Source organism: Sulfitobacter sp., from assembly GCF_036960155.1.
Classification (GTDB): Bacteria; Pseudomonadota; Alphaproteobacteria; order Rhodobacterales; family Rhodobacteraceae; genus Sulfitobacter.
Window position 1 is genome coordinate 321 of sequence record NZ_JBALWB010000021.1, and the last position, 23,205, is coordinate 23,525.

At 55.6% G+C, this 23,205-nt stretch carries 21 protein-coding genes, 1 tRNA gene and 1 pseudogene; 13 read left to right on the top strand and 10 right to left on the bottom strand.

Annotated features, from left to right (window positions below; translation table 11 throughout):
* The 4 genes and pseudogenes from V7775_RS23130 to V7775_RS23145 form a co-directional block, all read right to left on the bottom strand.
* A partial coding sequence (locus V7775_RS23130) for a beta strand repeat-containing protein (RefSeq protein WP_335754307.1) occupies positions 1–2,280 on the bottom strand: 2,280 nt, incomplete at its 3' end.
* Between the two features lie 1,068 nt (positions 2,281–3,348).
* Positions 3,349–4,472, bottom strand: a pseudogene (locus V7775_RS23135) (IS256 family transposase); the annotation flags it as partial.
* A 438-nt stretch (positions 4,473–4,910) separates the two neighbouring features.
* The gene (locus tag V7775_RS23140; protein ID WP_335754308.1) at positions 4,911–5,498 is read right to left on the bottom strand and encodes a GcrA family cell cycle regulator; all 588 of its coding nucleotides are present in this window, start codon (positions 5,496–5,498) and stop codon (positions 4,911–4,913) included.
* A gap of 95 nt (positions 5,499–5,593) precedes the next feature.
* A complete protein-coding gene (locus tag V7775_RS23145; protein WP_335754309.1) occupies positions 5,594–6,502 on the bottom strand; it encodes a DMT family transporter in 909 nt (302 codons plus the stop codon).
* 272 nt (positions 6,503–6,774) lie between these two features.
* On the opposite strand from V7775_RS23145, the gene V7775_RS23150 reads away from it, so the two are divergent.
* From V7775_RS23150 to gndA, 4 genes are all read left to right on the top strand, one after another.
* On the top strand, positions 6,775–7,950 hold the full coding sequence (locus tag V7775_RS23150) for an aspartate aminotransferase family protein (RefSeq protein ID WP_335754310.1): 1,176 nt from the start codon (positions 6,775–6,777) through the stop codon (positions 7,948–7,950).
* Positions 7,951–8,020: 70 nt separating this feature from the next.
* Complete coding sequence (argF, locus tag V7775_RS23155) at positions 8,021–8,926, top strand: ornithine carbamoyltransferase (protein WP_335754311.1); 906 nt, start codon at positions 8,021–8,023, stop codon at positions 8,924–8,926.
* Complete coding sequence (locus tag V7775_RS23160) at positions 8,916–9,923, top strand: 2-dehydropantoate 2-reductase (protein WP_335754312.1); 1,008 nt, start codon at positions 8,916–8,918, stop codon at positions 9,921–9,923. Before argF ends, V7775_RS23160 begins: the two co-directional genes overlap by 11 nt.
* Positions 9,924–9,986: 63 nt before the next feature.
* A complete protein-coding gene (gndA, locus tag V7775_RS23165; protein WP_335754313.1) occupies positions 9,987–11,414 on the top strand; it encodes an NADP-dependent phosphogluconate dehydrogenase in 1,428 nt (475 codons plus the stop codon).
* Between the two features lies 1 nt (position 11,415).
* Here the strand turns inward: gndA and hrpB are convergent, their stop codons facing one another.
* Positions 11,416–13,839 (bottom strand): ATP-dependent helicase HrpB, encoded by a 2,424-nt coding sequence (gene hrpB / locus V7775_RS23170; RefSeq protein WP_335754314.1) that lies wholly within the window; start codon positions 13,837–13,839, stop codon positions 11,416–11,418.
* Positions 13,840–13,934: 95 nt separating this feature from the next.
* Between hrpB and meaB the strand changes: the two genes are divergently transcribed.
* From meaB to V7775_RS23185, 3 genes are all read left to right on the top strand, one after another.
* Positions 13,935–14,906: a methylmalonyl Co-A mutase-associated GTPase MeaB gene (meaB, locus tag V7775_RS23175; protein WP_335754315.1), complete on the top strand. Its 972-nt coding sequence runs from the start codon at positions 13,935–13,937 to the stop codon at positions 14,904–14,906.
* A gap of 144 nt (positions 14,907–15,050) precedes the next feature.
* Positions 15,051–15,350: a 50S ribosomal protein L28 gene (gene rpmB, locus V7775_RS23180; protein WP_335754316.1), complete on the top strand. Its 300-nt coding sequence runs from the start codon at positions 15,051–15,053 to the stop codon at positions 15,348–15,350.
* Positions 15,351–15,475: 125 nt separating this feature from the next.
* Entirely contained in the window at positions 15,476–15,952 is a 477-nt protein-coding gene (locus V7775_RS23185; protein ID WP_335754317.1) for a copper chaperone PCu(A)C, read from the top strand.
* A 7-nt stretch (positions 15,953–15,959) separates the two neighbouring features.
* Here V7775_RS23185 and V7775_RS23190 read toward each other — a convergent pair whose 3' ends face one another.
* Together V7775_RS23190 and V7775_RS23195 are read right to left on the bottom strand one after the other, a co-directional pair.
* Positions 15,960–16,655, bottom strand: a complete 696-nt coding sequence (locus V7775_RS23190) for an NAD-dependent deacylase (RefSeq protein WP_335754318.1) — start codon at positions 16,653–16,655, stop codon at positions 15,960–15,962.
* Positions 16,656–16,667: 12 nt separating this feature from the next.
* Complete coding sequence (locus tag V7775_RS23195) at positions 16,668–17,627, bottom strand: LysR family transcriptional regulator (RefSeq protein ID WP_335754319.1); 960 nt, start codon at positions 17,625–17,627, stop codon at positions 16,668–16,670.
* Between the two features lie 138 nt (positions 17,628–17,765).
* Here V7775_RS23195 and V7775_RS23200 point away from each other — a divergent pair, with 138 nt between their 5' ends.
* The 6 genes from V7775_RS23200 to V7775_RS23225 all read left to right on the top strand — a co-directional run bounded on the left by V7775_RS23200 (position 17,766) and on the right by V7775_RS23225 (position 20,939).
* A complete protein-coding gene (locus tag V7775_RS23200; protein WP_335754320.1) occupies positions 17,766–18,653 on the top strand; it encodes a carbon-nitrogen hydrolase family protein in 888 nt (295 codons plus the stop codon).
* 66 nt (positions 18,654–18,719) lie between these two features.
* Positions 18,720–18,938, top strand: coding sequence for a translation initiation factor IF-1 (infA, locus tag V7775_RS23205; protein ID WP_005978431.1), 219 nt, complete (start codon positions 18,720–18,722; stop codon positions 18,936–18,938).
* A gap of 42 nt (positions 18,939–18,980) precedes the next feature.
* A complete protein-coding gene (locus V7775_RS23210) occupies positions 18,981–19,559 on the top strand; it encodes a Maf family protein (protein WP_335754321.1) in 579 nt (192 codons plus the stop codon).
* Complete coding sequence (locus V7775_RS23215; RefSeq protein ID WP_335754322.1) at positions 19,556–20,581, top strand: ribonuclease E/G; 1,026 nt, start codon at positions 19,556–19,558, stop codon at positions 20,579–20,581. Before V7775_RS23210 ends, V7775_RS23215 begins: the two co-directional genes overlap by 4 nt.
* A complete protein-coding gene (locus V7775_RS23220; protein WP_335754323.1) occupies positions 20,578–20,763 on the top strand; it encodes a DNA gyrase inhibitor YacG in 186 nt (61 codons plus the stop codon). The genes V7775_RS23215 and V7775_RS23220 overlap by 4 nt, the downstream gene beginning before the upstream one ends.
* 101 nt (positions 20,764–20,864) lie before the next feature.
* Positions 20,865–20,939, top strand: a tRNA-Phe gene (locus tag V7775_RS23225).
* 746 nt (positions 20,940–21,685) lie between these two features.
* Here the strand turns inward: V7775_RS23225 and V7775_RS23230 are convergent.
* The 3 genes from V7775_RS23230 to V7775_RS23240 are packed head-to-tail and all read right to left on the bottom strand — an operon-like array spanning position 21,686 to position 23,106.
* The gene (locus V7775_RS23230; protein ID WP_335754324.1) at positions 21,686–22,024 is read right to left on the bottom strand and encodes a hypothetical protein; all 339 of its coding nucleotides are present in this window, start codon (positions 22,022–22,024) and stop codon (positions 21,686–21,688) included.
* Positions 22,025–22,048: 24 nt separating this feature from the next.
* A complete protein-coding gene (locus V7775_RS23235; protein WP_335754325.1) occupies positions 22,049–22,276 on the bottom strand; it encodes a hypothetical protein in 228 nt (75 codons plus the stop codon).
* On the bottom strand, positions 22,273–23,106 hold the full coding sequence (locus tag V7775_RS23240; protein ID WP_335754326.1) for a DNA adenine methylase: 834 nt from the start codon (positions 23,104–23,106) through the stop codon (positions 22,273–22,275). The genes V7775_RS23235 and V7775_RS23240 overlap by 4 nt, the downstream gene beginning before the upstream one ends.
* Positions 23,107–23,205 lie beyond the last annotated feature (99 nt).

Below are 23,205 nucleotides of genomic sequence, written 5' to 3' on the forward strand. Positions count from 1 at the left end.
AACATAGAAACCGCCATCAATGGTATCATCACCTGCGCCGCCGGTAATCGTTTGGTTGTTCGTCCCACCAAACAACAAATCGTCGCCGCCATTGCCGTGAACTGTCGTGTTGGAGAAACCTCCTGTGGTGATCTGATCACCCTGTTCCGATCCCAGAACAACGTCGATGTTGGTTAGCTCGCCCGAAAGACCAGATACAGAATACGCGCCTCCGGTTGCCAAACTTGCCACTGTCAGGAAATTTCCCGTCAATCCTGTCGCGTCCAGCGTGTTCACACCGGCGCCGCCGTCGATAATGTCGGGATCGTTGTTATCAACGATAAACGTGTCGTCGCCATTGCCACCGCTAAGGGTATCTACCCCTCCGCCGCCGTCAATCGTGTCATTGCCCGCGCCGCCGTCTACCGTGTCATTGCCGCCGTTTGCAGTGATTGAATCGTTATCATCGCCACCAAGGATCGTATCATTACCGTTTGCACCGGTGATGTCGTCGTTGCCGAGGCCACCCTCCAGCTGATCACCAAGGCTAGAGCCAACATAGAAACCGCCATCAATGGTATCATCACCTGCGCCGCCGGTAATCGTTTGGCTGCCCCCCCCACCAAGCAACAAATCGTCGCCGCCATTGCCGTGAACTGTCTTGTTGGCAACAGTTCCCGTGGTGATCTGATCACCCTGTTCCGACCCCAAAACAACGTCGATGTTGGTTAGCGTGCCCGAAAGACCAGATACAGAATACGCGCCTACGGAATACAAACTTGCCACTGTCAGGAAATTTCCCGTCAAACTTGTCGCGTCCAGCGTGTTCACACCCAAGCCGCCGTCGATAATGTCGGGACTGTTGTTATCAACGATAAACGTGTCGTCGCCATTGCCACCGTTCAGGGTATCTACCCCTCCGCCGCCATTAAGAGTGTCATTGTCGTCACCGCCATTCAGGCTGTCACTGCCTGCACCGCCATTGATGGTATCGTTGCCGCCACCCGCATTGATGGTATCGTTGACCGAGCTGCCGGTGATCAATTCGTTATCGCCATCGCCCGTGATGACGATGCCATCGCCCGGCTCGGTAAAGCCGAACACACTCAGGCCAGACAGGTCGAGCGTGGTTTCGGTGTCCATAAACAGGCTCAGCGTGACGGACTGGCCCGCATGACCCGAAGCTCGGAGAGTTGTGAAATCAGCAAACTGCGCTGCATTCATTTGCATTTCGTCGACCACAAAAGACGGGCCACCTCCGTTGTCGGAGAGGTTCAGACTCTCAATACCCGTCACACTATGGTCGCGCAGATCGACTGTACCTATCCCGCCTAACTTAATGGCCAAAAGAGTATCGAAATCCGCTCCTCCGTCAAACACTTGTCCTGAAGTGTCTTTGTTTGAAAAAAGAGCTAAAAAATCATCCCCCGCACCGCCAAGCATTGTGTCAGCACCGGCCCCTGCGAAAAAAACATCATTACCGTCCCCGCCATCGAACAGATCATTGCCATCGTTACCGGCGAGTGTATCGTTCCCGCTGCCGCCATAGAGCCTGTCATTGTCCGTGCCGCCACTGATGAAATCATTGCCAGCCATGCCATAAATCACATCATCGCCCGAACCGCCTAGCAGTGAATCATTCCCGCCCTGCGGCGCGCCTGTTGCGGCATGGCCCGTGACCGAGACGTTGAGCGTGTAGGTGTCGCCCGTCACCAGCGCCAGCGTGGTGGCACCGGTTAGATACCTGCCAAACTCGATGTAATAGGTGCCCGCTGTCGCGACAGTTGTGGTCAACAGCGGATCACGCGAGTTCGAGCCATTGAGATCAAGGGTGCTGCCCAGACCGCCATCGGCGGCGGGCGAATCGTCATCCGTGGCAACAACAACACCGCTTGCATCCAATAACCGGACAACGCCATCAAATGTATTGCCGCCCGCGCTGCTGTTGCCCCAATCCGCATCAATGGTGATCGTCTCGCCCGCGCCGATGGTGACGGAAAAGAAATCACGCTCGTTCGCCCCCGTGCCCAGAACGGTGGTGTAGGGGATGGCAGTGTCGCCCACATCAGGGTTTTCAAACGTACTCCACTGGCCCGAAGGATCGAGGTCAAAGGCATTTGCGATGGAGCTGTTAAACTGGATCGTATCAGCAATCAACGTGTTGTGATCCCCGAAGATCACGTCGTTGCCTACGCCCCCGTCAATTGTCGTCGCCCCCGACGATGCGTTGTTGAGGCCAATGAGAATGTCCCCGTCGGCGGTTCCGGTGATGGTGCCGGATATGGATGCAATGTTGGTCATGATGAAATCCTTTGGAATTTTTTTTGTTTAGCTGTCGGGAGCAGTGTTTAGGCGGCGCTAACCGATGCGGTCGCGCGGCGCGGCCGCGAGGTCAAGATCGCGCGCGCTGTTGGCCGCGCAATGGCTCGCGCTAAATGTGTCCCGTTCAAAGTTGCGAGGCGAGGCAAAAATTCTATAGATGATGTCGGATACGCCCGATGACCCCGCGTCAGTATCTGCTGTTGAGATGAAGCCACAAGAATGTTGCAGTTGGTCAGATGATAGACTTGGGGGGCAGACTGGAGTGTATTATTCGGATTGACCGTTTCGATCAGTCCAAGGTCTTTCCAGAGCTCGGGTGTAGATGGCATGGGGTCGTCCTTGTGTGAAAATGTTGGGTGCGCCTGAATATCGTCCACGATTACAACGCCCTTAATTTTTGTAAAATTTGCTAGTGAAACCAGAATATTGGATCCTGAAAATTGAATAAATCTGGCACATCCTAGCTGAGTTTTTCAGTATCGTCATTCATGGTACTGTCAGACCAATTCGAACCTTTATCCCGTAACGGCCTTTGAGACAGCTCTGGCTTGCGCAAGATCTGGTTCAACCCAAGTGACCGGAAAATCCAAGTGACCGGAAAATTGCCATTCGAGAGGCCGACGATTTCGGGTTTCCTGACCAACTCATTGTTGGCGGTGCCAGTGTTGATCTGAAATACGGGTAACCATTCGACGGGATGGGCATGGTGGATGTCCAATCGGTTTAATTAACCAAATTTAAGAATCTTCTTATTGTATCAATAATTTGTATATATGATTTCTCAGCCGATCCATATACCATATGGGATACGCGCTCACGATTCATTCGTAAGTTGAAAGCTGTGCGAGACCCATACACCTTTGCAACATGTGCGGCGCACGCGTCCACTCAGCCTTCATCGTTCCACGGGAGGCCTCGGAGCAAATGTTAAATCTCATGTGACTGCCAGCGCTGCGATTGGCGTAAGTGTTTCTGGAATATGAGTTATTGTCAAATCTGGTGTTTGAGGTTTGTCGGTCATGCGGCGATCTGGTTGGGGTTTGTGGCTTAAGTTCCGTCTTTGAACGTGATGCCAGTGATGATTTTGGCAAGGCAGTCAAAGCCGCGTAGCTTCCGCTAGTTTTCTTCAGTACATTGTCCCAGCTTGAACATCCGCTGCCCGGCAATGCATTGCGCAGCAATGTCACGAGAGGGGTGTGCAGCATGCCATCGCGTGAGAGCCAGCCCTTTGAACGTTTGGTGCGATGCCTGATTGTGGCGAAGGCAGATTCAATTATTATCAGGCAGGGCATTTTTATATGCCCGAACGGGCGGATTGCTGGTGCGGATGCTCTGCCAGTGCTGGGCTGGAAAGTCGAAGAATGCCATGAGTTCGTCGCGTTCTTTTTGCAGGCAAAGTACTGCCTTGGGGTATTTTGCCTCGTAGGTTTTGCTGAACAGATCAAAGGCTTGTTCAGCATCGGCTTTGGTCTCAGCCTGCCAAATATCGTGCAAAGCAGTTTTGGCCTTTGGCTGAGAAAGCTTGGGCAGACAATTCAGTACGTTCATCGTTTTGTGCATCCAGCAACGCTGTCGGCGTGTTTCAGGGCATACCTCATCCAGCGCAGCCCAGAATCCCATGGCTCCGTCACCGATTGCCAACTTGGGTGCCTTCATGCCTCGACTTTTGAGTGACAGTAGCACCTCTCGCCAGCTCTGGGTGGACTCTCGCACTCCATCCTCAATCGCGAGGAATTTCTTTTGTTCACGGTCATTTACGCCAATGATGACAAGAGCGCACAGCTTGTCGCCTTCACCGCGCAAGCCGCTGTAGACGCCGTCGCCCCAAATGTAGCCCCATTGCTCTTTGTCCAACGGCACCTCTCGCCAGCCGTCATATTCTTTGGCCCAATCCCGTTTCAGGCGGGACACTGTGTTTGCAGACAGTTCCTTGGCGTCAGGCCCAAGAAGAACCGTCAGAGCGGCTCCCAACTCGCCGCTCGAAACCCCTTTTAGGTACAGCCATGGCAGAGCCGCTTCCAGCGTCCTGGTCTCGCTTATATATGGTGGCATCAAGGCGGAACGGAACGTGACCGGGGTGCCGTCTTTGGATCAAACCTTGGGAATACGTACATTCACCGGGCCATTGCCCGTTTGAACCGGGTGGCAGGGTGATGGCCGTTGCGAACAAGGGTTTCACGAAACCAATCCACACCATATCATCGATCTCACAATAGCAAATCGGCGGCGGATAGCTTTCCACCAAAGTCCAGACCCCGGTGTGCGCAGAGGCTGTGAGGAAACTCGGCTGATCATGGCCCTTAGGACCGTTTTTGATGTTCACTGGTATCTTGGCGCAAAATCTTCACCTCGACTGATCTGGTGGATTGTGTGGGTCGTCAGGGGGCATATCCTTCCCACCCATAGGCGTCTGGCTCTCGCCATCACGTTTTAAAAGCGGCCATTGGCCACGCGGACGGCAAGGCCGGCTTCGTCCGCATAGCAGACTTTGAGGGTGATGAAATAGCAGGCTCTAGTTCAGGGCAGGATTGTTTGAAGCGCCCAAATTATCGGGGCTGAAAACCTAAACGTCGCGCATGTATGCGCGACGTTATTAATTCTTGGGTCGCTTAACGGCGACGGTCGCGTCGCGCGCTCATCGGTTGGAACGCTACGCCGACGTGTGCTTCGCAATAAGGCTTGCCCGTTTTGACGGGGAGACCGCAAAACCAGAAATCCTCGGTTGCGGGGTCACCAACAGGCCATTTGCAGGTCCGTTCGGTCAATTCCATCAAGCTGATCTTTTTGGCCTTCTTCTCGATCTCGTTGACCTTGGCGAGGGCTTCGGGGCTGATTTCGTTGGCGGAAGGCTGCGGTGGCAGCGGCTGGCCCGCAGGAATGATCTGCTTGCGGGCTGGCATGTTGTGCTGTGGCGCAATTGCTGGCTCGGTTTTCAGGTCAGGCTTGGCGGACGCGGGTGTCGGCGTGGGCTCTGGACTTGGCTTAGGTGCCGGTTTGGCCTTTGGGGCTACTTTGGCTTTTGGCTCTGCTTTAGCTGCAGCGCCGGCTGTTGTGCGGTTGGACAGGCCAAGGCGGTGCACCTTGCCAATCACGGCGTTGCGGGTCACGCCGCCCAGCTCTTTGGCGATCTGGCTAGCGGACTGGCCTTCGCCCCACATCTTCTTTAAAATCTCAACGCGGTCATCAGTCCAGGACATGGAAGCTTCCCCAGTGTAAAAAGCGGCCCGTGGTTGGACCGCTTTGGCAAAATTCAGTCCCCTATAGTAATGCCTGTGGCGGCAGGTGCAAGGGATCAGACGGATGTTGGCGCGGTTGGGGCCGGCTTTTTCAGTCGCGCTTCGCGTAAAGCCAGCCAAAATGCCCCCGCAAGGATGATCCCAGCGCCAATGTACGTGACGCCATCAGGGCGTACGCCGTAAAAAAGGGCATCGTAAAGTGCTGCAAAAATAAGTGTGGCATAGCTGAAAGGCGCGACGAAACTGGCGTCAGCGCGCGCCATTGCATTCACAAAGCAGGTTTGAGCCACGGCCATACACAGCCCGATCCCAGCCAGCAGTGCCCATTGTTGTCCTGTCGGAACTTGCCAGACAGGCAAAACTGCGAATGTAGCGATGCACAGGCCGATCAGATTATTGACCAGCAATATCTGAAAAGGGTTTTCACGACCTGCCAGCTTCTTGATGAAGACCAACTCAAGCCCCATCACCATCGCAGCGCCCAAGGCAAGCAAAGCGGCGGACTGAAAGCTGTCTGGGGTAGGCCGCAATAGAATCAGTGCGCCGATCAATGCAAGGACTGCCGCCGACCACCGCACACGACCAACCTGTTCGCGCAGCAACGGGATCGCCAGCATCATACCAAATACAGGGTTAAGGAATGAAATCGCTGTCGCATCGGCCAGTGGAATATAGGCGACGGAGGCAAACATAAGCGTCACACCCGCCCAGCCAAAACTTGTGCGTGCAATGTGCAATCGCCACCGTGGCTTTGACAGTTTTGGCCGCACGATCGCAGCAACACTGCTGAGCGCGATGAAGGCAAACAAGAAACGGCCATGGCTGATCTGCAACGCTGGCAGGGCAGGGCCCAGTGTATCCGTGCCAAGGCTTTTGGCCATCAGCGTGGTTGCTGCAATAAAGGCAGTTGCGAAAAGGATCAGCGCAGCGGCCAACGCATTATTCTGTTGTCTGGGTTGGTACATGCATCTGCTATGGCGCGGATATCGCGCCCTCGCAAGTAATGAAACGAGGCACTTGCAAAAGCGCGCTGAGGCGTTAAACCATCCTCATGATCACACGTACACATACCCTGTCACGACGACGCCGCAGCTAATCTGCCGCCCGTAACCTGCCTATTGGCAGGTTTGATCCTTGGTGCCTGATTTGGCACCGCCCCCCAAACCTACTTGACCCGCCGCAACGCCCATGCCCTTTTGTGCTTTTCGCGGCTTTCTTTCCTGAAAGGATGATCTAGATGATCGCTTCTATTCTGCCGACATATTCCCGTGCACCTCTGAGTTTTGAAAAAGGTGAAGGCACTTGGTTGATCGAGGCGGATGGCCGACGGTTTTTAGATCTTGGTGCTGGTATTGCTGTGAATGTGTTGGGTCATGCCAATCCTGATTTGATTGCTGCGCTGACCGAACAGGCGGGCAAGCTTTGGCATACGTCCAACTTATACGAAATTCCGCAACAGCAGGCGCTTGCGGATAAGCTGGTCGCACATACCTTTGCGGATACTGTATTTTTCACCAACTCTGGCACAGAAAGCTGTGAGTTGGCTGTGAAAATGGCGCGCAAGTACTTTTATGACAAAGACCAGCCAGAGCGGGTTGAGATCATCACTTTCTCAGGGTCATTCCATGGGCGGTCCTCAGCGGGGATCGCTGCTGCAGGGTCTGAGAAGATGACAAAGGGCTTTGGCCCGTTGTTGCCCGGGTTTGTGCATCTGGAATTTGAAGATGAAGAGGCGCTGAAAGAGGCAATTACCGATCAAACCTGTGCGATTATGGTTGAACCGGTTCAGGGCGAGGGCGGTATTCGCCCGCTGTCGGATGCGACGTTAAAAGGCATGCGGGAACTGTGTGATGAACACGGTATCCTGTTGATCCTTGATGAAGTCCAATGTGGCGTTGGCCGTACTGGCAAACTGTTTGCCCATGAGTGGGCAGGCATCACGCCTGACATAATGATGGTTGCTAAAGGCATTGGCGGCGGCTTTCCCCTTGGGGCGGTTCTGGCCACTGAAAACGCGGCAAGCGGGATGACGGCAGGCACGCACGGTTCGACCTATGGCGGCAACCCGATGGCTTGCGCTGTGGGTTGTGCGGTGATGGATACCGTTGCCGACCCTGAATTTCTGGCAGAGGTGAACCGCAAGTCTGGCCTGTTGCGTCAAAAGCTAGAAGGGTTAGTGGCCTCGCATCCAGATGTCTTTGAGGAAGTGCGCGGCGCTGGTTTGATGCTCGGCCTGAAGTGCAAAGGTGCGCCAATTGATCTGGTCAACTCAGGCTACGCGGCCGAAGTGGTGACCGTGCCTGCCGCCGATAATGTTGTGCGCCTGTTGCCCCCGCTCAATATCACGGATGAAGAAATCGCTGAGGCGGTGACACGCCTTGATCGCGCAGCAACATCGCTGGGCGCAGCCTGATTTCATCCTGTAAATTGTAGACTGTTGGGGGCCTCGCCCCCGGCCAAAATATCCCAAGTAAAGAATTACCATGAAACATTTTCTCGACATCCATAAGACAGATCAATCTGAACTGCGGGGTATCATCGACAGCGCTGCCTCAATGAAGGAAGCACGTGCAGGCCGTCCGCGCGGTGCGCTGGACGATGATCAACCCCTCAAGGACCATATGGTTGCGCTGATCTTTGAAAAACCGTCCACCCGTACGCGCGTTTCCTTTGATGTGGGTGTACGCCAGATGGGTGGTCAGACGATGGTGCTATCTGGCAATGACATGCAGTTGGGCCACGGCGAGACAATCGCCGATACCGCCCGCGTGCTGTCGCGCTATGTTGATCTGATCATGATCCGTACATTTGAAGAGCAAACGCTGCTGGAGATGGCAGAATACGCCACTGTGCCTGTGATCAACGGCCTGACTGACCGCACGCACCCTTGCCAAATCATGGCAGATATCATGACGTTTGAGGAACATAACGGCCCCATCAAAGGCAAGCGCGTTGTGTGGTCTGGTGACGGCAATAACGTCTTTGCCAGCATGGCCCATGCGGCGAAACAGTTTGACTTTGATCTTGTATTCACCGGCCCCGAACCGCTGGACCCCGAGCGCGCGCTTGATGGCCTTTATACCACGGTGCGTGACCCGAACGAGGCCGTTAAAGGTGCTGATCTGGTGGTCACTGATACATGGGTGTCCATGCATGATCCGCAATCTGCACGCGAGCGGCGTCACAACCAGCTGCGCGGCTATCAGGTCAACGAAGAGCTGATGGCGAAGGCCAAAGACGATGCGTTGTTTATGCATTGCCTGCCAGCCCACCGCGACGAAGAGGCGACAAGCGCCGTGATGGATGGTCCACGTTCGGTTGTCTTTGATGAGGCCGAAAACCGTCTGCATGCCCAAAAAGCTGTGATGCGGTGGTGCCTTGAAAAATAGCGCCACAAAATCCCCCCGCATCGTTGTTGCAGGGGCTGGGGCGATTGGCTGCTATGTTGGCGGCTTGCTGGCCCACGGCGGAATGCAGGTCAGCTTTTTGGGTCGTGCGCGCATTCTGGATACGTTGCGCAGCCATGGTCTGCGGCTAAGCGATTACAGCGGCATGGATGTATCTGTGCCGCCTGACGCATTGGACCTGCATGAAGCCCCTGCAATTTTGGCTGATGCTGATCTGATCCTTGTGTGCGTAAAATCCGCGGCAACCGCCGAGATGGCGGATCAGATAGCGGCCTACGCAAAGCCTGATGCAATAATTGTTAGTTTGCAAAACGGCATGGGCCATGCAGATACCTTGCGCGCAGCGTTGCCGTCGCATGATATTCGCCCTGCAATGGTGCCGTTCAATGTGGTCCCAAAGGAGCTGGGGCAATTCCACCGTGCCTCTAGCGGAGATATTGTCATTGGTGCAGGCCCTGCTGGCATTGATCAATTGATGAGCGTGGCTGGTCTGGATGTATCCCAAAGCGACGAGATCGAGGCGGTGCAGTGGGGCAAGTTCCTGCTTAACCTCAATAATGCGCCAAACGCCCTATCTGGGCTGACCCTTCATGAGCAGCTGCTTAACCGCCCATGGCGGCGACTGATGGCAGATCAAATGGCAGAAGCCCTGCATGTATTGCGCGCGCACAACTGCACGGTTCGGCCTACAACGCCTGTTCCCGTTGCATTGGTCCCCCATATCCTGCGCCTGCCCACGCCGTTGTTTCGTCGTGTGGCTGCAAAGATGCTTACCATTGATCCTGAGGCCCGCACATCTATGGCGCATGATCTGATGGCGGGGCGGATCACCGAGATTGACGCATTGCAAGGCCGGATCATTGCAATGGGCCGTGAGAAGTCCGTGAAAACACCTTTGTGCGAAGCAATGTTATTGGCTGTAAAACAGGCCGAGCAGACAGGCGCAAAACCTCACAGTCCCGAAAGCCTGCGCAGCTAGGTCTTGCACCGCACCGTTAAAACCCCCAATTGTCGTAGTGAAATTGCGAAATGAGGAGGTCCCATGACCAAAGCAAAAGCCGATATCGGTGTGTACGGGTTAGGGACAATGGGCAGCGCGCTTGCGCTCAACCTTGCTGAAAAAGGGTTTCACGTTGCAGTGACCAACCGTGAGGTTGAGTGGATTGCGAATTTTGTGCAAGGGGCGGGACCTCTAGGATCGCAGATCACCGCGACAGATACGCTGGATAGCTTTGTCAGCGCCCTCAAAACACCGCGCACCATTTTGTTTATGATCCCGTCTGGCGCGCCGATGGACGCGATGATTGATGCGGTTCTGCCGCTGCTGGAAGATGGCGATACCATCATCGATGGCGGCAATGCTGATTTCAACGCCACCCGTCGCCGATTTGATCGCCTTAGCGGCACAGGTGCGCATTTTGTTGGCATGGGGGTGTCTGGTGGCGAAAAAGGTGCACGCCACGGTCCTTCCATGATGGTTGGTGGCAGTGCACACAGTTGGCAGCAGCTAAAACCGATGGCCGAAGCGATAGCGGCGCGGTTTGAAGGTGATCCTTGTGTGGCGCACCTAGGAACGGATGGTGCAGGGCACTTTGTAAAGACCGTGCACAACGGCATTGAATACGCTGACATGCAGATGATTGCCGAAATCTACGGCATCCTGCGCGATGGTGCGGGCTGGAATGCGCCGCGCATCGGCGCGCTGTTTGAAGAATGGCAGAGCGGTCCGCTCAGCTCATACCTGATTGAGGTCAGCGCCGCAGCCTTGCAAACCATGGACCCTGAAACGGATCAGCCGATGGTTGATGTGATCCTTGATCGCGCGGGGCAAAAAGGTACAGGCCGCTGGACAGTCATTGAAGCATTAAAGATGGGCCAATCCGCTAGTGCAATCGAGGCCGCAGTAGGCGCGCGCGGTTGGTCGTCAGAAAAACCAACGCGCGAAGTTGCTGAGACGGTTCTGAGTGCGGGTACATTGCCTGCAGAGGTGCCAGAGGGCGGCGATCTGGAATCCGCATTTTTGGCGGCACGTATTTTGGCACATGCGCAGGGTTTTCGTGTCCTTGCTGCAGCGTCCGAGGAATTTGACTGGGCGCTTGATATGGCGCGTATTTCGGAGATCTGGCGTGCAGGCTGTATCATCCGCTCGGCGTTGTTGGATGATTTTGCGCAGGCCTTTAGGGATGAACTGCCCGAGGGCCATTTGATTTTGGCACCTGCGATGGTTGCGACATTGGCTAAAACGATACCCGCATTGCGGCGCACGGTTGCGGCTGGTGTTGCGCTGGGCACACCGCTGCCTGCCTTGTCGGCGTCCCTTGCGTGGTATGATAGCATGCGGCGCGGGCGCGGCACGGCCAACCTCATTCAGGCACAGCGCGACTTCTTTGGTGCGCACGGATTTGAGCGGACCGACCAAGAAGGTAAATTCAACGTGGATTGGCCTGAATTGGCCAGCGAAAACAGCTAATTCACGTGCCGCGCGGCTTGGCCCTTAGGGTTGGGTCAGCGGCGCGCGGATCATCGGGCCAAGGGTGGCGCGGATATTGGGCGCGCATGTCTTTGCGCACGTCCTCGTAGGAACCCTCCCAAAAGCGTGGCAGGTCCATCGTTACCTGAACGGGGCGCTGGGCAGGTGACAATAGCGTGACCTGCAAGGGCTGTCCGCCAACTTGCGGGTGGCGCGTCACGCCAAACATTTCCTGCAGGCGCACAGCGATTTGCGGTGTGTCCCCGTCATAATCAATTGCAATACGCCGCCCAAGTGGCGTTTCGAAATGGGCAGGCGCGGCGCGGTCTAGTTGCTGTTGCTGGTCCCAATCCAGCCGCGCGCGCAGGGCGGGCAGCAGATCAAAGCGTTTCCAATCAGCGGTACTGCGCGTGGTGCCCAAATGGGGCAATAGCCACTCTTCCAAGGTCTCCATCAGGTGGGGTTCGGAGAAATCGGGAAAATTCGGTTGATCGGCAACCAATGCGGCGCGACGCAAGAAGCGCGCTGCTGCTTTGTCGGGGCGCAGGCCCAGTTGGGTTACACCTGCCAACATTGCCTGTGCTACGCTTTCTTGCGGGGCATCGCTCCATGTGCGGTCATCCAGTACCAGCGCGCCAAGGCGTTCTTGGCGGCGTGTTTCAACACGGCCCTCACGGCGGGACCATGCGCAATGGTCATGCCATGCGATCTGGTCGGAAAATGCATCGCGTAGCTCGGTTTCTGACAGTGCGGTACCTTGGCGGATGCGTGCCTCGCGCGGGTCACCATCAAGGTCGGTGGCAACGATCACACGTTCACCTGCCAAGGGGTCGCCCGCCGGAATAACTGCGCCTTTGCCGCCGGATAAAACAAACCGCGCTCCGTCGCCTTTGCGCCGCAACCCGATCCTGTCAGGGTAAGCAAGGGCGGCCAATGTGCCGATGTCTTCGGGGCCATCATGCGCGGTGGCGCGGGCTAGGCGTTTGGCCTCTTGGCGGATGCGGGCGAGGGTGGCGTGGTGGACTTCACCAGGCACACGTTCCCCTGCTACCGCGCGCATTCGGTGGATCAGGTCAAGCGGCGCACCGCGCAGTGGATCACGTTCGGCAAGGATCGCGGCCAGCGTTGCCGCCTTACGCCCACCGCGCGCTACCATATGTGCAAGACGGGGGTGCAGCGGTAGCTGTGCCAGCTTGCGACCATGGGGTGTGATGCGGTCGTTGGTATCCAGCGCCCCCAGCATTTGCAGCAATGCCTTTGCTTCCTGTAAACGCCCTTCGTGGGGCGGTGTTACAAAGGCCAATTCAGTTGCCTGTGCGCCCCACAACGCCAGCTCTAGCGTAAAGGCACTCAGATCGCCGCTTTCGATCTCTGCAGGAGGGTAGGCAGCCAACGCGCCGTCTTCGCCGCGCGTCCACAGTTTGTATGCCACGCCTTCGCTCACGCGGCCCGCACGGCCTGCACGCTGGGTCGCTTCGGCCTGCGTGACGCGGGTTGTGATCAGGCGCGACATTCCTGATGAGGGATTGAATTCGGCACGCCGCGATCGCCCGCCGTCCACAACGATGCGGATGCCCTCAATGGTCAGCGATGTTTCGGCGATAGACGTGGCTAGAACTATTTTGCGTCCTGAGGCTGCGGGGTTGATCGCCGCACGCTGGGCTTTGAAATCCATCGCGCCAAATAGGGGCGCGAGCGTACAATCTTTTGGGACTTGCTGTGCCAGCAACCTCTCGACGCGCCTGATCTCACCCTCACCGGGAAGGAAAACCAGCGCAGAGCCGCTTGTTTCGCCAATGGCATGTAAGACCAGATCGGCAACAGCCTGTTCATAGCGCATCGTCTTGGCGAGCGGTTTCTCCAGCCAATGAGACGTGACGGGAAAGCTGCGCCCGGCTGAGGTCACGATTGGTGCCTCCATCAGCTTGGCCACAGGTCCTGCGTCCAGTGTTGCAGACATGGCGATCAACATTAAATCGTCCCGCAAAGCACCAGCAATTTCCAAACAGAGGGCCAGCCCTAGATCTGCATTGAGGGAGCGTTCGTGAAATTCGTCAAAGATCACCGCGCCAATACCGGGCAGTTCGGCATTCTCTTGGATCATTCGGGTGAGGATGCCCTCGGTGACCACTTCGATCCGCGTTGATTTGGACACCGCCGAGGCCCCGCGCACTCGGTATCCTACCGTCTGTCCAGCCTCTTGGCCCAATGTTTGCGCCATACGCTCAGCGGCGGCGCGCGCGGCAAGGCGGCGGGGCTCCAACATCAGAATACGCCCCGATGTGAGGTTCGCCTCTAACATCGCAAGCGGTACACGGGTTGTTTTACCGGCACCTGGGGGGGCTTGAAGGACAAGACGGCCGTGGGCGCGCAGGGCGTCCAAGACTTCGGGCATGACTTCGTCGATAGGCAGAGCAGTTTTCATATGCGTCTTATCGGCGCTGGGCACAGGCGGGGCAAGGCTGGACATTCTTTGCGCGGGGCGTGAAAAACACACAGGAACGGCGCGGAGGACCTCCCATGGACATCACTGATATGGCAAAACGCATTCGCGCAGGTGAGCGGCGTGCGTTGGCGAGGGGGATTACCTTGGTTGAGAGCGGCCGCGATGATCATCGCGTGCAGGCAACACAGCTGTTGACGGAATTGGGTCAGAGCAAAGAGGCGTTGCGCATTGGGCTGTCGGGAACGCCGGGTGTGGGGAAATCTACATTTATCGAAAGCTTCGGCCTTATGTTGACAGGGCAGGGGCTGCGGGTGGCGGTCTTGGCCGTTGATCCCAGTTCGTCGCGCTCGGGTGGATCGATCTTGGGGGATAAGACCCGCATGGATTTGCTAAGTCGCGATCCAAAGGCGTTTATTCGCCCCTCCCCTAGCCAAACCCATTTGGGCGGTGTCGCGCGGCGCACGCGTGAGGCCGTTGCACTGTGCGAAGCCGCTGGTTTTGACGTTGTGCTGATCGAAACTGTGGGTGTTGGCCAATCCGAAACAGTGGTGGCGCAAATGGCTGACCTGTTCTTGTTGTTGCTTGCGCCAGCGGGGGGCGATGAGCTGCAAGGGGTCAAGCGCGGCATCATGGAAATGGCGGATGTGATTGTGGTCAATAAGGCCGATGGCGATCTAAAGGCCACGGCGACCCGTACACAGGCCGATTATGCTGGGGCACTGCGCCTGATGCGTAAACGGCCACAAGACCCTGAGGGGTATCCCTGCGCCATGAACGTGTCCGCGCTAGAGCAACGTGGACTGCCCGAGGTTTGGGAGACACTTAAGAAACTGTCTGAATGGCGCCGTGAAAACGGATTTTGGACTCAAACCCGAGCGGCGCAAGCGCGCTATTGGTTTGAGGATGCGGTGAGAAATGCACTGTTGGCGCAGCTTGATACGCCTTCAGCACGGGCCGCACTTTTGCGTCTAAGTGATGCGGTTGCGGCCGGTGAACAGGAGCCAGCAGCCGCTGCCGCCGCATTTGTGCGCGATTTGCGGGTGTAAGGAAGAGAAAGCGGGCTTCTCGGGTTGACCTATCTGGCGATTCCTCCTAAAGCCAGCAGACCAATTTACGGGTCTCCGATTGTGTGACCTGATCAGCTGTGGTGCTCTTTGTGAGACACTGCGTCGAACCAAAAGGATGAACCCATGTCGCGCCGTTGCGAATTGACCGGAAAAGGCCCGATGTCGGGCAACAACGTATCCCACGCCAAAAACCGCACGCGTCGTCGGTTTTTGCCAAACCTGAACGACACAACACTTCAGTCCGAAGCGTTGGGCCGTGGTTTCAAACTGCGTATTTCTGCAGCTGCTCTGCGCAGCGTTGATCACCGTGGTGGTCTGGATCTGTACCTTGCAAAAGCAAAAGATACAGAATTGTCAGACAACGCGCTGAAGATCAAAAAAGCGATCGCAAAATCTAGCGTTCAGGCCGAAGCCGCTTCTTAAGCGCCAGCCTATTATGATTTAGAACGACCCCGACCTGATTGCAGGCTCGGGGTCGTTTTCGTTTAGCATGCCATTTTACGGTGCCATGCGGCGGGACTACCCCAATCAATTTAAAGGAACTCTTCATGCCAAACCCAAAATCGACGGTAGGTGTTGTTGTTTTATTCGCGGTGATTGCTGTGATCATGGCGGTGGTGTCGGTGAAAATGTCCCCGTTAGACAAGAGCACGGCGGCGTTTGCGGTTGAAGAGCCGTATCTGCGTAGCAGCTTGCCGACGTCAAAGTCTGCTGCAGCGTTTTTGGTGCTGCGCAATCAAACCGGAACCGATGATCGTCTGATCGCTGTGCGATCTGGTCTGTCGGGTCGCGTTGAGATGCACAGCCATTCTGAGGACGCAAATGGCGTCATGCGCATGGGCGAGATTGAAGGTGGAGTGCCACTGGCGGACGGTGACAACCACGCGTTCAAGCGCGGCGGCGACCACTTTATGTTTATGGGATTGGATGCGCCGCTCAGCCAAGGGCAGTTAGTGCCTGTGACATTGGTGTTTGAGCAGGCAGGCGAGATCGAAATCATTGTTCCCGTTGATTTGACCCGTTAAGGCGCGCTTAGCGGCCCTTTAGGATATCATCCACCCATGCAGGTACTGTCTGGGTGGCAGGGCCCATGATGGCGTTATCAAACTGCGAACCAACCGCTGAGGGTTCCAGATTGATTTCCACAGTCTGCGCGCCAATACGCGCGGCCTCGGCCACAAAACCCGCCGCAGGATAAACATTACCTGACGTGCCGATGGCCGCAAAAATATCCGCGCGGCCAAGGGCGTCGATGATCCGGTCCATCTGATAGGGAATTTCGCCAAACCATACGATGTCAGGTCGTGCGCTGGGCGCGCTGCAGGCGGGGCAGGCATCGCCTACGTTCATTTCCATAGGGGCAGGCCAGCGGTGTTCGCAGGACGCACATAGCGCCGATCCTAGCGACCCATGCATGTGTAACACATTTTGCGCACCACCTCGTTCGTGCAGGTCATCAACGTTTTGCGTTACGATCAATACCTCGCCGTCATTTTCGGCCTCTAGCCTTGCCAGTGCTTCATGGGCCGCGTTTGGCAGGGCGCTGGCACCGTGGGCGCGGCGGGCATTGTAGAAATTGACCACAAGTTGGGGATCACGGACAAACCCTTCGGGGGTGGCGACGTCTTCGACGTTATGCTGCGCCCATAGGCCCGTTTCGGCGCGAAATGTTTCAATGCCGCTTTCGGCAGAAATTCCTGCACCTGTTAGAATGACGATGTTGGGCATGTGGGCTCCGAATTACAAAAGGTGAAGTTGGCCCTCAAGCCAAGGCATCTGTTCAATGGCGGGGCTGATCATGCGCCGCTCGATTAATCCGCGAAAGGCGTTTGTGATGTCGCGCGGCACGTCGCCCTTCCAATCCGCACCAGTGAACAGCGAGATTTGGCGCGCGTCGCCTGTACCGGGCAAAGGGTGCGCAGAAAGACGGTCATGAAAACGCGCAGCACGCATAAAGCCAAGTGGGGTGGTGATCGTCCAACCCGTGGCGTGTGCCACCATAGACATCAGTGCAAGGTGGCTGCCGATTTCAAATCGTGCGGGCAGTGGTGCCCAATCCTTTTTTAGAAAGTCCTCGATCTGGTTGGCAATCAGTTGGTCGCTCTCATAGCGCAAGAACGGCAAGTCCGAGGCCGATTTTAGCAATGTTTGAGGGTGTTCTGTGCACTCTTTGGGCATAACCAAGATCAACGGGTCACGTACCAAAGGATATTCCACCAGCTTTTCATGCGTTTCATGGGTGCTGGCGGATATTGCCATATGTAGCTCATCTTCACAAACCATGCGCACTAAATCTCGGCTGCTTTTTGAACTCAGGCGAAATCGACAGCCTGCGATACTATCTGCAAGAATGACAGCGAGGCGCGGCGTTAGATCATCATCAAAATCGTCAATCACGCCAAGGTTGAGTTCGGACAGGTGTGCCAAGTCCATGATTGAGACTTCTGATGTGGCGAGGCGGAGCTCAGATAATGCAGCAGTTGCATGGCGCAAAAAACCACGGCCAGCTGGTGTTAGGCGCATGGGTCGACGCGAATGGTCGATCAGCGTGGTGGACAGTGCAGTTTCAAGGTTGCGCATCTGTTGGCTCACCGCTGGCTGGCTAAGGCCAGTATCAAGTGCGGCCTGTGCAACGGTTCCGCTGCGGGCGAGCGCTTCAAACACCTCAAGTCCGCGTAGGCTGATGCCTTTCATTTGCATATCTGGTCCCTTTTTCATCGCTTCGTTGTGGGGATGCATCCCAAAGGCGTCAAGGCTGAGGTTAAGCCTATTGCTGCTTTGTTTTGGGCGGGGCAGAATGGCAGGGATCAACATAGTTCAATTGGAGCAAGAGTTCTCATGAGAATCGCAACTGCTGCTTACCCGCTAGATGTGCTGGAATCTTGGGCTCAATTTGAAGACAAAACCGCAAGCTGGGTGGCTGAAGCAGCTGGGCAGGGCGCTGATTTGCTCGTGTTTCCCGAATATGGCGCGATGGAAGTTGCCACGCTAGATGGGTTGGATGTGGCGGGGGACCTCGAAAAATCTCTGTTTTCCGTGTCGGACCGGTTGCCCGAGATTGACGCGCTGTATGTGCGACTGGCTGCGGAACACCGTGTGCATATTGTTGCGGCCTCGGCCCCTGCAGCCACGCAAACCCGACCAGTAAATCGCGCACGGCTGATCACGCCGGACGGCCAGATAGGCATTCAAGACAAACAAATCATGACCCGCTTTGAGAGCGAGGTTTGGGATGTGATTGGTGGTGGACCGCTTCAGGTTTTTGAGACGGCTTTGGGCCGGATTGGCATCCTGATCTGTTATGATAGTGAGTTCCCGCTGCTGGGCCATGCGCTGCAAAGCTGTGATATCATTGCAGTACCTAGCGTGACCGAGGCATTGGCGGGGTATTGGCGCGTTCGTACAGGCGCGATGGCGCGCGCATTAGAGAATCAGTGTGTGACTGCCATGTCTTCGATTGTTGGTGATGCCAATTGGAGTAGCGCGCTGGGGTCTTGCGTGGGGGCAGGGGGTATCTTTTGCCCACCTGATGTCGGCTTTCCATCAACAGGTGTATTGGCTGCAGCAGAGCTGTGCGTGGCGGGTTGGACCTATGCGGATGTGGATTTAGGGGCCATTGCAAATGTTCGTTCTGACGGCGTTGTGCTTAACCGTGCGCATTGGGACTTGCAGGTCGGTCGCGATGCTCCTGCGTTAAATGTAGCTTTGAATCGCTTCTCCTCTTGAAAATCCGCGCGGAACCCCTCATTTAGCGCTTGTCCCTGCTACGGGGATGTTTTTACAGGAGAGACCATGGCCAAGGAAGATACGCTCGAATTTCCCGGTGTCGTTAAGGAACTCTTGCCAAATGCGACGTTCCGGGTCGAGCTTGAAAACGGCCATGAGATCATCGCACATACGGCAGGAAAGATGCGCAAGAACCGCATCCGCGTTCTGGCAGGTGATAAGGTACAGGTCGAAATGACCCCCTACGACCTGACCAAAGGCCGGATTAACTACCGTTTCAAGTAACGAAATCCCCCGCCCGCCCTGCAGGATGGGCGAGGAGTGCTCATGAAATTTATCCTCGGATCAGGATCACCGCGCCGCAAGGAATTGCTGGCGCAAATTGGCGTGGTTGCGGATGATATTCGCGCCCCCGACATTGACGAAACCCCCCACAAAGCAGAGCTACCGCGACCCTATTGTGCCCGTATGGCGCGCGAGAAGGTGGCGGCGGTGCCTGCGGATAGCGACGATATCGTTCTATGCGCAGATACTACTGTTGCGCTGGGTCGCCGAATCTTGGGCAAACCTGCGGATCGCGCCGAGGCAGAGGCGTTTTTACGTTCCATGTCTGGCCGCCGTCACAAAGTGATCACAGCCGTCGCCGTAAGACGCGGTGACAAGCTGTGGGAGCGCGATGTGATGAGCACAGTGCGCATGAAAAACCTCGCCGAAGACGAACTGAAAGCCTACCTTGATACTGGCGATTGGGAGGGCAAGGCGGGTGGCTACGGCATTCAGGGGCCTGCGGGTGTGCTGATTCCATGGATATCCGGCTCGTTCACCGGCATCGTGGGCTTACCGCTCGCTGAGACTGCAAATTTGCTGCGCGCCAGCGGCTACCCGATATATGGAGAAGGCTCATGAAAGGCCGTACAATTATTCTGGATCACCTTGGTGAGATCGAAACCGCTGCCCTCATGGTTGATGGCAAGCTGGATGATCTGCTGGTGGATGTCACTGATGCGCCGCGCAACGGTACGATTTACCGCGCAATCGCGGATCGCCCCGTAAAAGGTCAGGGGGGCATGTTCCTCAAAACGCCTGATGGTTCAGCGTTTTTGCGCCAGATTAAAGGCCTTGCGCCTGGCCAGCCGATTCTTGTGCAGGTCACAGGATTCGCCGAAGACGGCAAGGCGATTCCCGTAACCTCGAAGCTACTGTTCAAAAGCCGGTATGCGATTATCACGCCAGAGGCTCCGGGCCTGAATATTTCCCGCTCAATCCGCGATGAACCCGAACGGGATCGCCTATTGGAAATCGCACACGATGCGATGGACGGGTCCGAGTACGGCCTTATCCTGCGTTCCTGTTGTGCAGGGGCGGACAGTGACGCAATTGCCGAAGATATCGAATCCATGCTTGGGCTGGCGCAGGCTGTTCTCAAAGATGACAGCGCCGAGATGGAAACCTTGGCCGAGGGCGATGGTCCTCATGTGCTTGCGTGGCGTGATTGGGTCGAACAGGCTGAGATCGTGACCGAAGCAGGTGGGTTTGAGGAACACGGAGTACTGGATGAGCTGGATGCGCTGGCGCAAGACCGCGTTGCCCTATCTGGTGGTGCGTCCATGTACGTCGAACCGACACGTGCGCTGGTCGCTGTGGATGTGAACACGGGCTCTGACGTGTCATTGGCTGCGGGGATCAAGGCAAACATGGCCTGCGCCCGCGCATTGCCGCGTTCACTGCGCCTACGAGGCCTAGGGGGGCAGATCGTCCTTGATCTGGCTCCAATGCCTAAAAAGGATCGACGCCCGTTTGAGACGGCCCTGCGCGCCGCCTTTAGGGCTGATGAGGTCGAGACGACCTTGGTTGGCTGGACGCCACTTGGGCACTACGAACTGCAACGCAAACGCGCCCGTGCGCCGCTGAGCGAGCTGCTAGCGTGAGCTGCCCGATCTGTGAAGGCGAGACCGCAGAAAAGTACCGCCCTTTCTGTTCCGGACGCTGCGCTGACGTTGATTTGTCGAAGTGGTTTTCTGGTGCCTACGCCACCCCGTCACAAGACCCCGACGACCTTGAAAAACTCGTCGAGGCACTAGAAAAAGACCCGGATCAAAAGCCACATTAGAACAGCGATCAAACTAGTTGCGGAACAATGCAAATAGAGGCTGGACACCCGCGCGTAGAGAACCTAAAACGCGCTCACCCGACCAGTTAACTGGTCTCCGTGCCCGGGTAGCTCAGGGGTAGAGCAGTGGATTGAAAATCCTCGTGTCGGTGGTTCAAATCCGCCCCTGGGCACCATTTAACTCTCTGATATTAAATGGATAATGCGACTTCGTGTTTCGCGAGGATGTTGCTTCTCAATCACGTGGGTGCCGTATGGGTGCCTAGAGACTCCTAGTCATGCACCCAGTGCACCGCCTTGAATAGCCTTTGTGTGGCGCGCCGCCACCTTTGCGACAGATTAACGCTACCTTTGTGTGGCGCGGCGCTACCTTTGGGACGGATCGGCGCTACCTTTGGGACACCAAACTGTGGCGCGCCGCTACCTTCTGGACAGATGTGGCGCGCCGCTACCTTCTGGACAGATTGACGGTACCTTCTGGACAACTAATTTGAAATTCTAACGCTTTTGGGCTTTGGAGCGTTAGAATTGCAGTCATCAGTTTGGCGTTCTAACGCTTTCATGATGCCCAGCTCTACAAATCTAACGGTCTAAGTGTGGCGCGCTGCTACCTTCTGGACAGATTAACGGTACCTTCTGGACAACTAATTTGAAATTCTAACGCTTTTGGGCTGTGTAGCGTTAGAATTGTGGTCCTCAGTTTGGCATTCTAACGCTTTCATGAGGTTCAGCTTTACAAATCTAACGGTCTAAGTGTGGCGCGCCGCCATGTTTGATGCGCTTTGACATCAACGCCCCAAAGCCGACCTTGGTGGCTTTGATGTGGCGCACCGCTAGACTTGAGACAGATTTGCACCAGACTTGAGACACCAAATTTGAAATTCTAACGCTTTTAGGCTTTAGAGCGTTAGAATTGCAGTCCTCAGTCTGGCGTTCTAACGCTTTCATGAGGTTCAGAGGCAGCGTGTTCAATTCGCTGCAGCTTTTGCATTGCAACACACGCTGCACATTCACCACTCTCATTCATTTCAGCGAAAGGTACAGCTGCCTCGCATAATTGGCAGATACCCGCATTCATTTTATCCAGCATAGTCACGTTCTCTTTGGTAAGGTAGCGAACTAGGTTAGTACCGATTCTGACAGCAAGGAGCGAAGAATGGCGATTTGTCCAAAGTGCGATAACTTGATCACCTACACAAATTTCAAAGGACTGGAGACCAAAGAGCATTTTGGTGGCAACGCTTGGAAGGCGCTTGCTCATTGCTGCCCCAGCTGTGACGCTGTCTTATCGGTTGAGATCGACCCGATTGCGATCAAAGGAGATATTCTTGACGGTGTCAAAAAGCTTCTTGATCGACGCTGAAAATTTCAGAAAGGCACCTTTCGGCTGGGATTGTGTGCTGGTCGCTCCTTGAGCGTTTAGATTACGAGAATCGACATTGACTGCCTGTCCATCCACGTGAAGTGTGGTGGCATTGATTGAGTTCGGGTTGTTTGCGTCAACATTATTCATGCTTGGTCTCCTAAGTTGATATTGAGATTAGAAATGATCAGCTCTTTGCGGTTGTTTGAGCCACTTGCATTTGGCCCCACGGTATAAGTTGTTTTGACCTCATCGATGTGGAACGCAGAAAACACGTCCCTGATCTCTGGCACATCATTTATCGACATTATGAATTGGCCTTTGATCTTGCCAAGGATGCTGCTCAGTCGGGCGAAATCATCCCGCTCAAAGATCAGCTTGCCGTAATCCGTCTCACATCCCCAGTAGGGTGGGTCCAAATAGAACAGCGCGCCCTCATGATCATAGCGGGTGATGAAGTTAGCGTAAGGCAGGCATTCAATAACGACACCACTGAGCCGCGTGTGCAAATCTTCAAGCATGGGTTCCAGCGACGTCATGTTGAAATATGCGGGCCGCATTTTCGACACACCAAAGTTGCGGCCAACTGACTTGCCCCCAAAAGCCGTGCGTTGGAGATAGAGGAATCGTGCTGCGCGCTCTAAATCGGTGAGCGTAGTTGGGTCCGTGCTCACCAGCCGATTGAACTCAGTTCGTGTTGTGAGTTGGAACCGCAAGACCTCTAAGAACTGCGGATAATGGCGCTGCAATATCCGAAACAGCGTCGTGATATCCTGAGAGATGTCATTGATCGCTTCGGCCTTCGGTCGCTTCGTTCGTTTGAGGAAAATCCCGCCCATTCCTACAAACGGCTCGGCGTATGTCGTATGGGACGTGTTGTCGATGATGTGTGTGATGCGTTTTGCGAGGTTACGTTTCCCGCCAAGCCAAGGTGCTACAGGCTTACTTGGGTCTACGGGTGTTAAATTGTCTGTTTTCATTGGGTCTAGAATCAGTCCTTATGCCGTTTCCCTGATCAGGGATGGGAGCGGCTATGATTTTCGTCTGGTCGGTGGGGTTTTAGTGAAATTTGGCCCCAT